Genomic DNA, 14,533 nt, shown 5'->3' with positions numbered 1-14,533 from the left:
ATTCCGTGACCTACCGCGAAGGCGCATACGTGGTGGACACGCGTAGCGAAACGCTGGCCCAAGTCAGGGGCGGCGAAGGGCGACGCGTCCGGGTGAGGGCACCCGGTGGAGACCGGGAGTGGGAGGTTCCGGCACAGGCGTTGCGGCTGGCGACGCGCCGGGAGCGGGAGGCGGCCGGCATCCGGGGCAACCCGTCCGCGCCCCCGCACGGGTGCGCGGACTGCACGGCACTGGAGGCGGCACGCCGAGCGGCGGCGGCCGGCGGCGACGAGACGGCGATCGCGGACGCGACCGTGGCCGTGCGCGGTCACTTCCGCTCGGCTCATCTGCTGCCGGCGGTGAGGACCTCGTGACGAGGAACAGACGCACCGCGTACGGCGCCGGCCGCCTCGTGGACAACTGCCGGCACCACGCCGGCTGGACCCGTACCGCCGCAGGCGAGGAACGCTGCGGCCGGTGCGGAACCCGGCGTTTCCCGGATTACGCCTCGTTGCGGCCCCCTGGGCTGCCGCACGCGGTCACCCCGTCGCCCGGGGCGCGGCGCGCGGCGGACCGCGAGGCGGCCCGCCGCGTGGCGGCGGCCATGCGCCGGGGCATGGCCGCCGCGGGAAGCACGGTTTAGATGAAGAAGGACTTCGTCTCGCCGAGGAAGTCGCCGTTCTTCAGCGGGTAGCCGGCGGTGACGCCCACGTAGTCACCCTTCTCGAAGGTGCCGCCCGTCAGGGAGGTCACCTTGAGGTGCAGGGCGTGCGGCTGGTAGTCGCACGTCAGGTCCTTGTTGGGGACGGTCGTGGTGCCCTGGGCCGGGAGGCCGAACACGCGGCCGGGGCCCTTGACGGTGACCTTCAGGTCGACGTCCGAGCCCTGGTCGCAGGTGTAGGTGACGTCGGTCTCGACCGACTTGTTCGTCGCACCGAGGGTGACCTTGTTTATGACCACGCTGTGGGACTTCGCGGCGGCGGGCGAGGCGACGGCCACGGCGCCGGCGGTGGCCACGAGGGCGGCCACGGCGACACCGGCCAGGCGGGTGGTGCGGGGCAGCTTCATTGCGTTCATCGAGATCTCTCCCTTGAGAAGGCGACGCAAGTGCGCAGACACGCATGCCGCCAAAGCCCATCACAACGAGTCGATCTTGCTCTACACATTTTTTCTCAGGCCGCCCCGCGCCGTACGCCCCCCGAGGGCCTCCGAGCGCCCCCGTCCTGGGATGCGGCCGGGCTCGAACGCGGCGATCCTGAGGAGGTCAGGCGTTCCATAAGGAGGACGGTCATGTCCATGCTCGACAAGCTCAAGGGTCTCCTCAAGGGGCACCCCGACCAGGCCCGGCAGGGCGTGGAGAAGGCGGGGGACGCGTTCGACGCCAGGACGCAGAACAAGTACCAGAGCCAGGTCGACACCGCCCAGCAGAAGCTCAACGAGCAGATCGGCGACCGTCCGCCCACGGACGACAAGCCCTGACGGGCGCCCGTCCGTTCACCACAACCGGTCGATCTCTCCCGGGTACAGTCCGATCCGGCTGCCCGGGAAGGCGTCCGCGTGCCGCCGCGCCCTCTCCGTGAAGAAACCGGCCATGGTGACCTTGTCGAAACCCGGTTGGTCGCTCGGAAAGGGTTCCTGCGGCGTGCCGCCGACCAGGACCGTGTCCTGGAGCACTGACCAGCCGGCGCTTTCGTAGAAGTCCCGCAGCGGGCGGTCGCAGGTGAACAGGCCCACGTCCGCGCCGCTTTGCGCGATCGCCGCACGGGCGGCAGCCACGAGCTGCCGCCCGTTTCCCTTGCCCCGGTGCGCTTCGGCCGTGGCGACCGCGCTCAGGCCGGCGGCGCGGTAGGCGCGTCCGCCGTGTTCGAGGTCCTTGGACAGGATGTCCAGGGCCGCCGTCACTTCGCCCTCCGGCGACACGAGCAGCATGACGACGGGGTTCAGCGCCCGGTCGTGGGGGCTGTCGCCGAGGCCGGGCCACGCCTGTTCGCGCAGGGCGGTCGCCTGGGCGCGCAGTTCTGACGGAACCTCGGGTTCCGAGTAGGTTACGACCCTCACGTCCGTTTCCTCCTTCGTCATCTGCCGTACGGACCGCGCCAGTTGTATCCGAGTCGGGGCACTTCTGATCTGTCCCGATCGTTTCTGCCTGCCCTCGTTTACATGATGAGCAGTTGAACCCCTGCTCGATTTTGCTCAACTCGCCGCATAGCGGACGCAATCCACCGCTCATCGTTTACCAACAGATCAAATCCTTGTTGCGCCCCTGTCAAACACGCTCTTTTGGTGGCACGCTCTCCTCACTTCACTCATGCACCACTCCTGCATCAGCGGGCCGTCTTGACCAGGCGGCCTGTAACCCCCCTCATAGGAGACAGAGTTGAGCAGCATCACCTCCACCTCCCGCAAGACCACTCTCCGCGCCGCCGCGCTGGTCGCCTCCGCCACGATGGTCGTCATCGGCGTCCAGGCCGGCTCGGCGAACGCCTCGGCCGACAAGAACAGCGGCGGGCAGCAGCTCGCGCTGTCCGCCGGGCAGAAGGCCTCCGCGATCAGAGACGCACAGGGCGAGGCCTCCTCGACCGCCTCGAAGATCGGTCTGGACGGCAAGGAGAAGCTGGTCGTCCGCGACGTCGTCAAGGACGCGGACGGGACGGTGCACACGCGCTACGAGCGCACGTACGACGGTCTGCCGGTGCTCGGCGGCGACCTGGTCGTGCACCAGAAGAAGGGCGGTGACCGCGAGGTCACCAAGGCGACCGACGCCGAGATATCCGTGCCCAGCACGACCCCCTCCCTCGCGCCCTCCGCCGCGAAGAAGAGCGCGCTCAGCGTCGCCGCCGAGGAGAAGACGGCCAAGGCCGACACCGGCCAGGCGCCGCGCAAGGTGATCTGGGCCGCGCAGGGCAAGCCGGTCCTCGCGTACGAGACGACCGTCACCGGCGTCCAGAAGGACGGCACGCCGAGCAAGCTGCAGGTCATCACGGACGCGAACACCGGCAAGAAGCTCTTCCAGAACGAGACCGTCCACACCGGCTCGGGCACCAGCACCTACAGCGGCACCGTCCCGCTGACCACCACGCAGTCCGGCTCGAGCTACACGCTGACCGACGGTGCGCGCGGCGGCCACAAGACGTACGACCTCAACCAGGGTGAGTCCGGCACCGGCGCGCTCTTCACCAACTCCAGCGACGTGTGGGGCGCGGACCGCCAGAAGGCCGGCGTCGACGCGCACTACGGTGCGGCCGTCACCTGGGACTTCTACAAGAACGTGCTCGGCCGCAGCGGCATCAAGGGCGACGGCAAGGGCGCCTACTCCCGCGTCCACTACGGCAACGGCTACGTCAACGCCTTCTGGGACGACGACTGCTTCTGCATGACCTACGGCGACGGCGAGAACAACGCCAACCCGCTGACCGCGCTCGACGTGGCCGCCCACGAGATGAGCCACGGCGTCACCTCCGCCACCGCCAACCTGCGCTACAGCGGTGAGTCCGGCGGCCTCAACGAGGCCACCTCCGACATCTTCGGCACCGCCGCCGAGTTCTACGCCAAGAACTCCACCGATCGCGGTGACTACCTCATCGGCGAGCAGATCAACATCAACGGCGACGGCACCCCGCTGCGCTACATGGACAAGCCCAGCAAGGACGGACGGTCCAAGGACTACTGGTCCTCCTCCCTCGGCAACCTGGACGTCCACTTCTCCTCCGGTCCCGCCAACCACTTCTACTACCTGCTCTCCGAGGGCAGCGGTAGCAAGGTCATCGACGGCGTGACCTACAACAGCCCGACCTCCAACAACAGCAAGGTCGCGGGCATCGGCCGGGACAAGGCCACCAAGATCTGGTACAAGGCCCTGACCACGTACTTCACCTCCACCACGAACTACAAGGCCGCCCGCACGGGCACCCTCAAGGCCACCGCGGACCTCTACGGCGCCACCAGCGCCGAGTACAAGGCGGTCGCCGCCGCCTGGACCGCGATCAACGTGAAGTAGTGACGTAGGCAGCACCTCCCCGAGGCGTCCGGAGCCCTCCGGCGGCCTCCAGGAGCCTCGTGGGGCCCGCGCTCCCGCCACCCGCCCGGTGGCCGGGGCGCGGGCCCCCGCCGCTCGTGCGGCCCCGCGCCCCCGCGCCCGTACCTCGCGCACCCGTCCGTTCCGTACCATCGAAGCGTGATCGACCTCGGCTACTCCCTCTCCCGCCGCTTCCCGGACCCTCCGCAGACGGACTACCGCACCGCGGACGTCCACACCCTGCGGCACGATCTGTTCTGCGGCGACGTCTACCTCGCCGACGTGAAGGCGGACCGGGAGCTGTCCACAGCCTGGGGATGGGTGCCGGTGCTCGACTTCGCCTGGGCCCTGTGCGACGTCATCGAGCAGATCGACCGCGATCCCCGGGGCAACCGCTCCTCGGCCACCCAGTTCGCCGAGCTGGACTTCACCGAGTCCACGGACTGCATGGTCTTCGAGCGCCGCTTCGGCTGGGTCGACGTCACCGCCGACTGGGCACCCGACGAGGCCCCGCTGACCTTCAACCACCGGGCGCTGCGCCGCGAGGCCCGTGACTTCCTGCACGACCTGATCGCCGACCTGGCCGACATGCACGAGGGCCTCGCCGACAACCCCGTCGTCTGGGACCTGCAGAGCCGCTTCCCCCGCGTCTGAGCCGGCTCCCGGCGCCCGCGCGGGCGTCACTCCCCCGTCGGCGCCTCCACGCGCAGACCTATCTGTGCCGCGAACGCGGGTGCCAGCTCGATGAGTTGGGTCGGGCTGATGATCGCACCGGACAGCCGGTCGATCCCCCTGGTGATCTGCAGCTCCGTGACCGCCCGCAGATCGACGTCCTTCATCAGCGCCCCGTCGAAGTCCATCCCGCGCAGCACGCAGTCGCGGAAGACGACCCGCTCCAGGCGTGCCGCGGCGAAGTCGGCCTCGGCCAGCACGCAGCCCTCGAACGTCACGTCCTTGAGCACGGCCTTCCGGGCGTTCAGATAGTCGATCTTGCCGCCCTTGAAGAGCACCCGCTCCAGGGTCGCGCCGTGCGCCTGCAGCCCGCCGAACCGCCCGTCGCGCACCTCCACGTCGCGCAGCGTCGCGTCCGCGAGGTCCGTGCCCACCCCGCGCACCCCGTCGAGCACGCAGTCCACGAACCGCGACCGGCGCAGCCGGGCCTCGTCCAGCGCGCAGCGGTGGAACGCGCAGTCCATGAAGTACGCGCTCCGGCCGTCCTGGCCCACGAAGTCGGTGTCGGTGAACTCCAGCCCGTCGTAGTCCTCCTCGGACTGCAGCTCTCCCCCGTCGAAGGGCCGCAGGTCCGGCAGCCGCACCTCGGGCAGCCTGGCCGACGGCTGCCGGGCCTTGCGCGTCCTGCCCCTGTCGCCCGTGCCGCTCATGCCCGTCTCCCCTCACCGTCACTCTCCGTACGCGTCCCACCGTGACACACGGCACTGACAACGTCCCGGGACGCCTTGACCTCAACCATGCTTGGGGTTGAAGACTCGGGGATGTTCCCCCGCCGATCTTCGAGGAGAGCCCCCATGAGCCCCATGAACGCCGTCCGGCTGCACGCCTTCGGCCCCGCCGAGAACCTCGCCTACGAGCGGACCGAAGCCCCCGTCCCCGGCCCCGGCCAGGTCCGGATCGCCGTGCGCGCCGCCGGTGTCCACCTCGTCGACGCCGCCCTGCGCGCCGGCGACCCCAACGGCCCGTACGCCCTCCCCGAACTGCCCGTCGTCCCCGGCCGTGAGGTCGCCGGCATTGTCGACGCGCTCGGCGAGGGCACCGACCCGGCCTGGCTCGGCCGCCGCGTCGTCGCCCACCTGGGCGCCGGCGTACCGGGCGGCGGCTACGCGGAGCTGGCCGTCACCGACGCCGAACGGCTGCACGAGATACCGGAGGGACTGGGCGAGGACCAGGCCATCGCCATGATCGGCACGGGCCGCACCGCGCTCGGCATCCTCGGCTTCACCGAGCTGACCGAGGACGACGTCGTGATCGTCACCGCGGCGGCCGGCGGCATCGGCTCCCTGCTCGTGCAGTACGCCCGGAACGCGGGCGCCACGGTCGTCGGGCTCGCCGGCGGGCCGGCCAAGGTCCGGCAGGTGAGCGCGCTGGGCGCGGACCACGCGCTGGACTACAACGACCCCGAGTGGGCCGAGCGGGCCCGTACCGCCCTGTGGGGGAAGTCCGTCACGGTCGTCTTCGACGGCGTCGGCGGCCCGGCCGCCCGCGCCGCCGTCGACCTGCTCGGGCCCGGCGGACAGCACCTGGTGTTCGGCTGGTCCGCACGGGGCATCACCGGCGGCGGCCCGCTGGACCTCGACCCGGACTGGCTCGCCGAACGCGGCATCACCTCGCGGAGCGTGCTCGGGCCGGCCATGCTGGCGCGCTTCGGCGGCGGCCAGACCGGCCTGCGGCGGCTGGAGGAGGAGTCCCTGGCGCAGGCGGCCGCCGGCAAGGTCGTACCCGCCGTGCAGCGCTTTCCGCTCGCCGAGGCCGCCGCCGCGCACAAGGCGCTGGAGACGCGCGCAACGGTCGGCAAGGTCGTCCTGGTCCCCTGACGGGCCCACCACGCTCCCGCCGTCGGATGCTCTCGGCCGGCCAAACCTCCGGCGCGCGAATGTCACCCGCCGGGCCTACGCTGGACTGCGAGCTTCTGCACGCCATCGGCCGCTCCCCGCAGCCGGCCGCGAGAGCAGGTCTTCATGAGCTCGACGAGCCAGCCCTCCCTACCGTCCATCACCCGTTCCCACCGGCCGGAGGCCGACCCCCGCCGCTGGTGGGGACTGGTGGTGATCGCCCTCGCACAGCTCATGGTCGTCCTCGACGCGACCATCGTGAACATCGCGCTCCCCTCCGCGCAGCGCGAGCTCCACATGTCCGACAGCAACCGGCAATGGGTCATCACCGCCTACACCCTCGCCTTCGGCGGGCTCCTGCTGCTCGGGGGCAGGATCGCCGATCTGATCGGGCGCAAGCGCACCTTCGTCATCGGCCTCGTCGGCTTCGCCGCCGCCTCGGCCCTGGGCGGGGCCGCGCACACCTCGGGGCTGCTGTTCGCCGCCCGGGCCCTGCAGGGGGCCTTCGGCGCCCTCCTGGCGCCCTCCGCGCTGTCGCTGCTGACGACGACGTTCACCGACGTCAAGGAGCGCAGCAAGGCGTTCGGCATCTACGGCGCCATCGCGGGCGGCGGCGCGGCCATCGGGCTGATCATGGGCGGGCTGCTGACCGAGTTCCTGAACTGGCGCTGGTGCCTGTACGTGAACGTGCCGATCGCCCTCGTCGCACTGCTGGGCGCGCTCTGGCTGCTGCACGACCCGCGCCCGGAGCGCGCGGCACGGCCGAGTCTGGACATCCGCGGCGTGGTGCTGGGCTGCGGTGGTCTGGTGGCGGTCGTCTACGGCTGCAGCGAGGCCCGGCCGCGCGGCTGGAGCGACCCTCTCGTGCTGGGGCTGCTGTGCGGCGGCGCGGTGCTGCTGGGCGTCTTCGCCTGGTGGCAGACGCGGGCGCGCAGCCCCCTGCTCCCCCTGCACATCGTCCGCGACCGCAACCGGGGCGGTGCGTTCCTGATGCTGGCGCTGGCCGTCATGGGGATGTTCGGGATGTTCCTGTTCATGACCTACTACCTGCAGGTGGTGCTGGGTTATTCGCCGCTCAGGGCGGGGCTGGCCTTCCTGCCGTTGACGGGCGCCATCATCTTCGCCTCCACGCAGATCTCCGCGCGCCTGATGAGCCGTCTGCCGCCGCGCCTGCTGATGGTGCCCGGTGCCCTCCTCGCGGCCGGCGGGCTGTTCGCGCTGACGTTCCTGACCGTCGAGCCCGCCTACGCCTCGCACGTCCTGCCGTCGATGCTGCTGGTCGGCCTCGGCATGGGCCTGATCTTCATGCCCGTGATGGACGTCGCGACCTCGAGAGTGGCCGTCCACGACTCGGGCGTCACCTCGGCGACCGTCAATACGGCGCAACAGGTGGGAGGTTCCATCGGCACGGCGCTGCTCAACACCATCGCCACCTCCACGAGCGCCGCCTACATCACCGCGCACCTGAAGACCGCGGCCGCCACGGGCGGCATCACCCCGGACGTCCAGGACCGGGTCGTCAAGGAGGGCACCGTGCACGGCTTCGGCGTCGCCATCGCCTGGGGCTCGGGCATCATGCTGCTCGCGGCCGCGGTGGCCTGGCTGTTGATCACCGCGCGGGCGCCCCGGCAGGCGTCGGTGGCCACCGAGTACGGGCCCGCCTACGACCCGCACCGCATGCGGGCCGTCTGAGCGCGGCATGCGGACGGGTCCGGCCGGGGCCGGCAGTTGGCATGCCCGGCGAAAATCGGTGGCGCGAAATGCACGATGGCCTCATCCTGACCCCCATGCCGATCAGAGACGCCGACCCCACCGACTGGCCTGCCATCTGGCCGTTCTTCCGGGACATCATCACCGCCGGCGACACCTACACCTACCCCCGCGACCTGACGTTCGAACAGGGGCGCGAGTGGTGGTTGCTGACGGCGCCGGGCCGGACGGTCGTGGCGGTGGACGACGACGGAACGGTCCTCGGCAGCGCCAAGATGAACCCCAATCAGATGGGCGGCGGCTCCCACATCGCCAGCGCCAGCTTCATGGTGGCGCCCGAGCACGCGGGCCGCGGCGTCGGCCGGGCCCTCGGCGAGCACGCGATCGCGTGGGCGCGCGCCGAGGGCTACCGCGGCATGCAGTTCAACGCCGTCGTCGAGGCGAACACCCGGGCCGTCGCCCTCTGGCGCTCCCTGGGCTTCACGATCGTCGGCACGATCCCCGACGGCTTCCGGCTCCCCGACGGCTCGTACACCGGGCTGCACGTCATGCACCGCCCGCTGCGGTAGCCGCGGCTAAGCCACGATCCGCAGCTCCCTCGCCGTGTTGTTCAGCCGCCGCGCCCCCGTCTCCGTGCACAGGACGATGTCCTCGATACGGACCCCGAAACGGCCCGGCAGATAGATGCCCGGCTCGATGGAGAAGCACATTCCGGGGACGAGGGGCAGATGTTCACCCTCCACCATGTAGGGGGGCTCGTGGGTGGTGACGCCGATGCCATGGCCGGTGCGGTGGATGAAGTACTCGCCGTAGCCCGCCCGGCGGATGACCTGCCGGGCCACCCGGTCGATCTCCTGGCAGGCGATGCCCGGGCGCACCGCCTCGAACGCCGCCTGCTGCGCCTCCCGCACCAGGTCGTGGACCTTGCGCTCCTCGGAGGACGGCTCGCCCACGTGCACGGTACGGGTCGTGTCGGAGCCGTAGCCGTCCTTGAGCCCGCCGAAGTCGAGCACGACCATGTCACCGTCCTCGATGACGCGCTCCCCCGCCTCGTGGTGCGGGTTGGCGCCGTTGGGACCCGAGCCGACGATCGTGAAGTCGACCTGGCTGTGGCCGTTCTCGCGCAGCAGCCTGGCGAGGTCGGCGGCCACCTCGCTCTCCCGGCGGCCCGCGAACCGCAGGTCGACGATCGTCTCGTACGTGGCGTCCGCCGCGGCTCCCGCCGCCGCGAGCCGCTCCACCTCGTAGGCGTCCTTCACGGCCCGCATCATGGGCAGCGCCTCGGTGAGCGCGCCGTACGCCGTGCCCGGGCAGGTGCGCTGGAGGGCGAGCAGGTGCAGCGCCCAGGCGTTGTCGGACACGCCGTAACGACCGTGCCCGTCCAGGAGCTTGGCGACCGCCGCGTACGGGTCCTCGCCGTCCGTCCAGCCGGTGATGGCCAACGCCCCCGCACCGGGCGCGCGTTCGGCGTCGGGGCGCTCCAGCTGGGGCACGATGAGCTGCGGGCGACGGCCCGGTGCGAGCAGCAGGGCGGTCAGCCGCTCGCTGGTGGCCGGCGGTCCGTAGCCGCACAGCCATACGAGGTCGGGGCCCGGCGTGACGATCAGTCCGGCCAGCCCTTCCTGGGTGGCCGCACGGGCGGCGCGGTCCATGCGCGCCGCGTAGAAGTCGACATCGCTCATGGGGGCAGAGTAATCCCCACGAAGGCGCTCGGCAGGGCGGTCTCTACCCCACGGGTGAGGGGCCCTCCTCCCCAAGGTGGAGACACCACCTACCCCAGGGTCGATTTCCCCCTGATTCCCCCCGGAAATCATTGTGTCCGCGGAACTCGATTGCCTAGCGTGTTCATGCCCGTGCTGCACGCCCGTACGAACACCCCCGCAGTCGAATCCGCTGTCGGCACGCACAGATGCAGCGACGCAGCGACGTCAAGTGAAGAATGTTGAAGGAGCACCATGTTCCGTCGAGTCGGGCGGTTCGCCGTCCACCGGCCCTGGCTCACGATCGCGGGTTGGATCATCGCAGCCGTGGCCCTCGCCATACTGGCCCCCGGTCTCAAGTCCACCACTGATGAAACGGAGTTCCTGCCTTCCCATTACGAATCCGTACAGGTAGGCAACCTCCAGGAAAAGGCCTTCCCCAAGACCGAACAGCCAGCCGCCATAGCCGTCTTCCAGCGGACCGACGGCGGCAAGCTCACGGACGCCGACCGGCGTGACGTCATCAAGGTGGCCGGCGGGCTCGAAGGCAAGCACCGGGAGAAGATCGCCAAGGTCGTCACCGGACCGCAGGCCGTCTCTCCCAATGGGGAAATAGCCCTCGCGAACATCATCGCGACCACGAAGAACGCTTACGACGAGCAGTTGCCCAAGTCGGTCAAGCAGTTGCGCGAGGACGCCAAACCGCTGCTGGACGGCACGCAATTGAAGCTGGGCGTCACCGGTCAGGCGGCGACCACGCTGGACTCGCAGGAGTCCTCGGGTGACACCGACGCGATGATCATGTCGGCGACGCTGCTGCTCATCATCGTGCTGCTGCTGGTCATCTTCCGCAGCCCGCTGATCGCGATTCTTCCGGTCATCATCATCATGCTGGTGTTCATGGTGGCCATCGGCCTGATCGGCACCGCCGCCGAACTGGGCGGCCTGAAGGCCGACAGCTCGATATCCGCGATCCTCATCGTCGTTCTCTTCGGCGTCGGCACGGACTACATCCTCTTCCTGCTCTTCCGCTACCGCGAGCACCTGCGGGCCGGGCAGGCGCCCAAGCAGGCCCTCGAGGACGCGGTCGCCAAGGTCGGCGAGACGATCGCCTCGGCCGCCGGCGCCGTCATCGTGGCCTTCCTCGCGCTGCTGCTGTCCACGATGGGCATGATGCGCGCGATGGGCCCGTCCCTGGCCATCGCCGTGGCCGTCACCCTCGTGGCCGCGCTCACGCTCGTGCCCGCCGTCTTCTCGCTGCTGGGCGCCAAGGCCTTCTGGCCGTCCAAGGCGTGGAAGAAGCAGCCGAAGAATCGTTTCGCGAACGGCGTGGGCAACCTCGTCTCCCACCGCCCCGGCATCATGGCGGCGCTGTCCACCGTCGTGCTCGCCGTCCTGGCCGTGGGCGCGTTCAACTTCAAGGCGGAGTTCGACACCTCCAGCCAGATGTCGCAGAAGCTCGAGTCCGTCCAGGCCATGAAGGACCTGCAGCGCGGCTTCTCCGCGGGCCAGTCCGACCCGGCCATGGTCTACCTCAAGTCCAAGGACGGCTCGCCCCTCGACAAGGCCGCCCTGGAGACCTTCCGCGGCAAGCTCGCCGCCGTCGAGGGCGTCGGCCAGGCCTCGCCCGCCGTCAGCAACCCCGACGGCTCCGTCGCCCAGTACAGCGTCGTCCTCAAGTACGCCCCCAGCGCCGACAAGGCCATCGAGCTGGCCGGCGGCCCCCTGCGCGACAGCGCCCACAAGGCGGCGCCCGAGGGCACCAAGGCGCTCGTCGGCGGCACCTCCGCCGTCCTGTACGACATCAAGGACGCCGTCGGGCACGACTACCGGCTCGTCTTCCCCGTGGCCGGCCTCGCCATCATGCTCATCCTGGGCCTGCTGCTGCGCAGCATCGTCGCCCCGGTCTACCTGATGATCGCGGTGGCCCTCGGCTTCGGCGCCACCCTCGGCGCGACGGTCTGGCTCTTCCAGGACGTGCAGGGCAAGAACGGCCTGCTGTTCATGCTGCCGGTCATCGTCTATCTCTTCGTCGTCGCCATCGGCACCGACTACAACATCCTCATGGTCGCCCGCCTGCGCGAAGAAGTGCAGCGCGGCGTCGAGCCCAAGGAGGCCATCCGCACCGCGGTCGCCCAGTCCGCGCCGACCATCAGCGCCGCGGCGATCATCCTCGCCGGCACCTTCGGCGTCCTGATGCTCGCGGACAACTCCATGCTCCAGCAGATGGGCTTCGCGGTGGCCTTCGGCATCCTGCTCACGGCCTTCGTCATGGCCATGCTGCTGGTGCCCACGGTCACGTCCCTGCTGGGCCACAAGGCCTGGTGGCCCGGCCACCAGGACGCGCCCAAGGCCACCGCCGTCCCGGCGGACGCCTCCCTGGGCGCCGCCCCGCAGTGGGAGGGCGAGCAGGTCCGGCGCTAGCCGCCACGGCCCGTGAAACGCACAGAACCGCAGGTCCCCTGGAGGGGGCCTGCGGTTCTGTCGTGAAGAGCCGACTGTCGGGTTCGAACCGACGACCTTCGCTTTACAAGAGCGGTGCTCTACCAGCTGAGCTAAGTCGGCTTGCGAGAGGCAGTCTAACCGGACTCCGACCATGCACAGGCCATCAATTTCGTAACCCCGCCGACTGCTGACAACCGTCCCCCGTCCGGGTAGCGTCACCGGCGATCCCGTCCAATTGGACTGGACCACTCCCTCTACTCGGATCGTCCGGCACGTTCCTGCCGGTGAAGGGACGCATCACCATGGCCACAGTCACGTTCGACAAGGCGACCCGCATCTACCCGGGCGCCCGGAAGCCGGCCGTCGACCAGCTCGAGATCGCCATCGAGGACGGGGAATTCCTGGTCCTCGTGGGCCCCTCCGGCTGCGGCAAGTCCACCTCGCTGCGCATGCTGGCGGGGTTGGAGGACGTCAACGGCGGATCGATCCGCATCGGCGACCGCGACGTCACGCACCTGCCCCCCAAGGACCGGGACATCGCGATGGTGTTCCAGAACTACGCGCTGTACCCGCACATGACCGTGGCCGACAACATGGGCTTCGCCCTGAAGATCGCCGGGGTGCCGAAGGCCGAGATCCGCCAGAAGGTCGAGGACGCGGCCCGCATCCTGGACCTCACCGAGTACCTGGGCCGCAAGCCCAAGGCCCTCTCCGGCGGCCAGCGCCAGCGCGTGGCCATGGGCCGCGCCATCGTCCGCGAGCCGCAGGTCTTCCTCATGGACGAGCCGCTGTCCAACCTCGACGCGAAGCTGCGCGTGCAGACCCGCACCCAGATCGCCGGGCTGCAGCGCCGCCTGGGGATCACCACCGTCTACGTCACCCACGACCAGGTCGAGGCCATGACCATGGGCGACCGCGTGGCGGTGCTCAAGGACGGGCTGCTGCAGCAGATCGACTCCCCGCGCAACATGTACGACCGCCCCGCCAACCTCTTCGTCGCCGGCTTCATCGGCTCGCCCGCCATGAACCTGGTCGAGGTGCCGATCACCGACGGCGGCGTGAAGTTCGGCAACAGCATCGTGCCCGTCTCGCGCGAGGCGCTGACCACCGCCTCCGACAAGGGCGACCGCACGGTCACCGTGGGCGTGCGCCCCGAGCACTTCGACGTCGTCGAGCAGGGCGCCGGCTCCGTCGGCTCGCTCAGCAAGGACGCCCCGGCCGGCCTCGCCGTCACCGTCAACGTCGTCGAGGAGCTCGGCGCCGACGGCTATGTGTACGGCACCGCCGAGGTCGGCGGCGAGCAGAAGGACCTCGTGGTGCGCGTCAACGGCCGACGCGTACCGGAGAAGGGCTCCGTCCTGCACGTCGTGCCCCGCGCCGGCGAGCTCCACGTCTTCTCCACGTCCTCGGGCGAGCGCCTCAGCGACTGAGCCCGACAGCAACACGCCCGGCGCCCCGGGTCCGTACGCGACGGACCCGGGGCGCCGTCGTGTCCGCAAAATCCCCGACACATCCCCCATTTCGAGCCCCACGCGTCAAAGGAATAACCGCACCTGTGCGCAGCCGTGTCGCTCGACCGGGTGACTAAATGTCGCCTCGTCGTTACCCCTCGCTACCATCTCCGGCATGAACCAGGCCGCCCGCCGCATCGGCAGAACCCTCGCTCTCGTCCTCCCGGTCGTTCTTGTGCTCTCGGGGACTCTCGCGGTAACGCGTGTCCCCTGGGCGGCACCGAACGCCGAGTCGCAGGTACTCACCGCCTCTTCCGGCAACGCCTCGACCGTCGCGCAGGTGCGCGCCCCGCACGAGGTGCTGCGCGACCGGCTGATGCGTGAGCTGCAGGAGAAGAACCCCGGCGTCGCCCTCACGCACCTGCAGGAGGCGACCAACGGCCGCCCCTCGCTGGCCCGGCACTGCGCGGACATCGCCCGTGCGCTGGGGCGTGCGGCGGTCGCCAAGTACCACTCGGTCAAGCAGGCGCAGTCCTACTCACGGCCCGTCTGTGACACGGCCTTCGCCTCCGGCGTCGTCCAGGGGCACTGACGGCCTCCGGCGGACCCTTGAGGCCCCAGGGGCCGGCTGAGCCCCCCTAGCGGGATCCGGGCGGCCCCACGGCC

At 70.3% G+C, this 14,533-nt stretch carries 15 protein-coding genes and 1 tRNA gene; 11 read left to right on the top strand and 5 right to left on the bottom strand.

Annotated features, from left to right (window positions below; translation table 11 throughout):
• Positions 1-92 precede the first annotated feature (92 nt).
• Both ACIGXW_RS07770 and ACIGXW_RS07765 read left to right on the top strand, forming a co-directional pair.
• Positions 93-353 carry a hypothetical protein gene (locus ACIGXW_RS07770; protein ID WP_399571069.1) on the top strand — a complete coding sequence of 87 codons (261 nt, stop codon included), beginning with the start codon at positions 93-95 and terminating at the stop codon, positions 351-353.
• Positions 350-622 (top strand): DUF6255 family natural product biosynthesis protein, encoded by a 273-nt coding sequence (locus ACIGXW_RS07765; protein ID WP_399571066.1) that lies wholly within the window; start codon positions 350-352, stop codon positions 620-622. Before ACIGXW_RS07770 ends, ACIGXW_RS07765 begins: the two co-directional genes overlap by 4 nt.
• Here the strand turns inward: ACIGXW_RS07765 and ACIGXW_RS07760 are convergent.
• On the bottom strand, positions 619-1,056 hold the full coding sequence (locus ACIGXW_RS07760; RefSeq protein WP_143170153.1) for a hypothetical protein: 438 nt from the start codon (positions 1,054-1,056) through the stop codon (positions 619-621). The two genes, ACIGXW_RS07765 and ACIGXW_RS07760, sit on opposite strands and share 4 nt — an antisense overlap.
• A 213-nt stretch (positions 1,057-1,269) precedes the next feature.
• Between ACIGXW_RS07760 and ACIGXW_RS07755 the strand changes: the two genes are divergently transcribed.
• Positions 1,270-1,458 (top strand): antitoxin, encoded by a 189-nt coding sequence (locus tag ACIGXW_RS07755; protein WP_399571064.1) that lies wholly within the window; start codon positions 1,270-1,272, stop codon positions 1,456-1,458.
• 15 nt (positions 1,459-1,473) lie between these two features.
• On the opposite strand, the gene ACIGXW_RS07750 is transcribed toward ACIGXW_RS07755, so the two are convergent.
• On the bottom strand, positions 1,474-2,037 hold the full coding sequence (locus tag ACIGXW_RS07750) for a GNAT family N-acetyltransferase (protein ID WP_399571062.1): 564 nt from the start codon (positions 2,035-2,037) through the stop codon (positions 1,474-1,476).
• Between the two features lie 319 nt (positions 2,038-2,356).
• On the opposite strand from ACIGXW_RS07750, the gene ACIGXW_RS07745 reads away from it, so the two are divergent.
• Together ACIGXW_RS07745 and ACIGXW_RS07740 are read left to right on the top strand one after the other, a co-directional pair.
• Positions 2,357-3,976, top strand: coding sequence for a M4 family metallopeptidase (locus ACIGXW_RS07745; RefSeq protein WP_399571059.1), 1,620 nt, complete (start codon positions 2,357-2,359; stop codon positions 3,974-3,976).
• 177 nt (positions 3,977-4,153) lie between these two features.
• Positions 4,154-4,648 (top strand): hypothetical protein, encoded by a 495-nt coding sequence (locus ACIGXW_RS07740; RefSeq protein WP_360912188.1) that lies wholly within the window; start codon positions 4,154-4,156, stop codon positions 4,646-4,648.
• 26 nt (positions 4,649-4,674) lie between these two features.
• On the opposite strand, the gene ACIGXW_RS07735 is transcribed toward ACIGXW_RS07740, so the two are convergent.
• On the bottom strand, positions 4,675-5,376 hold the full coding sequence (locus ACIGXW_RS07735; protein ID WP_399571056.1) for a pentapeptide repeat-containing protein: 702 nt from the start codon (positions 5,374-5,376) through the stop codon (positions 4,675-4,677).
• Positions 5,377-5,529: 153 nt separating this feature from the next.
• Between ACIGXW_RS07735 and ACIGXW_RS07730 the strand changes: the two genes are divergently transcribed.
• The 3 genes from ACIGXW_RS07730 (at position 5,530) to ACIGXW_RS07720 (ending at position 8,840) form a co-directional block, all read left to right on the top strand.
• A complete protein-coding gene (locus ACIGXW_RS07730) occupies positions 5,530-6,543 on the top strand; it encodes a zinc-binding dehydrogenase (protein WP_399572465.1) in 1,014 nt (337 codons plus the stop codon).
• Between the two features lie 144 nt (positions 6,544-6,687).
• Positions 6,688-8,253 (top strand): MFS transporter, encoded by a 1,566-nt coding sequence (locus tag ACIGXW_RS07725; protein ID WP_399571054.1) that lies wholly within the window; start codon positions 6,688-6,690, stop codon positions 8,251-8,253.
• Positions 8,254-8,348: 95 nt separating this feature from the next.
• On the top strand, positions 8,349-8,840 hold the full coding sequence (locus tag ACIGXW_RS07720) for a GNAT family N-acetyltransferase (RefSeq protein WP_399571052.1): 492 nt from the start codon (positions 8,349-8,351) through the stop codon (positions 8,838-8,840).
• A gap of 6 nt (positions 8,841-8,846) precedes the next feature.
• Here ACIGXW_RS07720 and ACIGXW_RS07715 read toward each other — a convergent pair whose 3' ends face one another.
• Positions 8,847-9,953: an aminopeptidase P family protein gene (locus tag ACIGXW_RS07715; protein ID WP_399571050.1), complete on the bottom strand. Its 1,107-nt coding sequence runs from the start codon at positions 9,951-9,953 to the stop codon at positions 8,847-8,849.
• Between the two features lie 273 nt (positions 9,954-10,226).
• On the opposite strand from ACIGXW_RS07715, the gene ACIGXW_RS07710 reads away from it, so the two are divergent.
• Positions 10,227-12,395 carry an MMPL family transporter gene (locus ACIGXW_RS07710; protein WP_399571047.1) on the top strand — a complete coding sequence of 723 codons (2,169 nt, stop codon included), beginning with the start codon at positions 10,227-10,229 and terminating at the stop codon, positions 12,393-12,395.
• A 68-nt stretch (positions 12,396-12,463) separates the two neighbouring features.
• Here ACIGXW_RS07710 and ACIGXW_RS07705 read toward each other — a convergent pair.
• Positions 12,464-12,536 (bottom strand) — tRNA-Thr (locus ACIGXW_RS07705).
• A gap of 182 nt (positions 12,537-12,718) precedes the next feature.
• Here ACIGXW_RS07705 and ACIGXW_RS07700 point away from each other — a divergent pair.
• Together ACIGXW_RS07700 and ACIGXW_RS07695 are read left to right on the top strand one after the other, a co-directional pair.
• The gene (locus ACIGXW_RS07700) at positions 12,719-13,846 is read left to right on the top strand and encodes an ABC transporter ATP-binding protein (RefSeq protein ID WP_399571045.1); all 1,128 of its coding nucleotides are present in this window, start codon (positions 12,719-12,721) and stop codon (positions 13,844-13,846) included.
• Between the two features lie 196 nt (positions 13,847-14,042).
• Positions 14,043-14,459 (top strand): hypothetical protein, encoded by a 417-nt coding sequence (locus tag ACIGXW_RS07695; RefSeq protein WP_071964895.1) that lies wholly within the window; start codon positions 14,043-14,045, stop codon positions 14,457-14,459.
• Positions 14,460-14,533 lie beyond the last annotated feature (74 nt).

Source organism: Streptomyces sp. NPDC053079 (assembly GCF_044546695.1).
GTDB lineage: Bacteria > Actinomycetota > Actinomycetes > Streptomycetales > Streptomycetaceae > Streptomyces.
The sequence above is the reverse complement of the archived record's forward strand: the minus strand, read 5'-3'. Positions and strand labels throughout refer to the sequence as shown.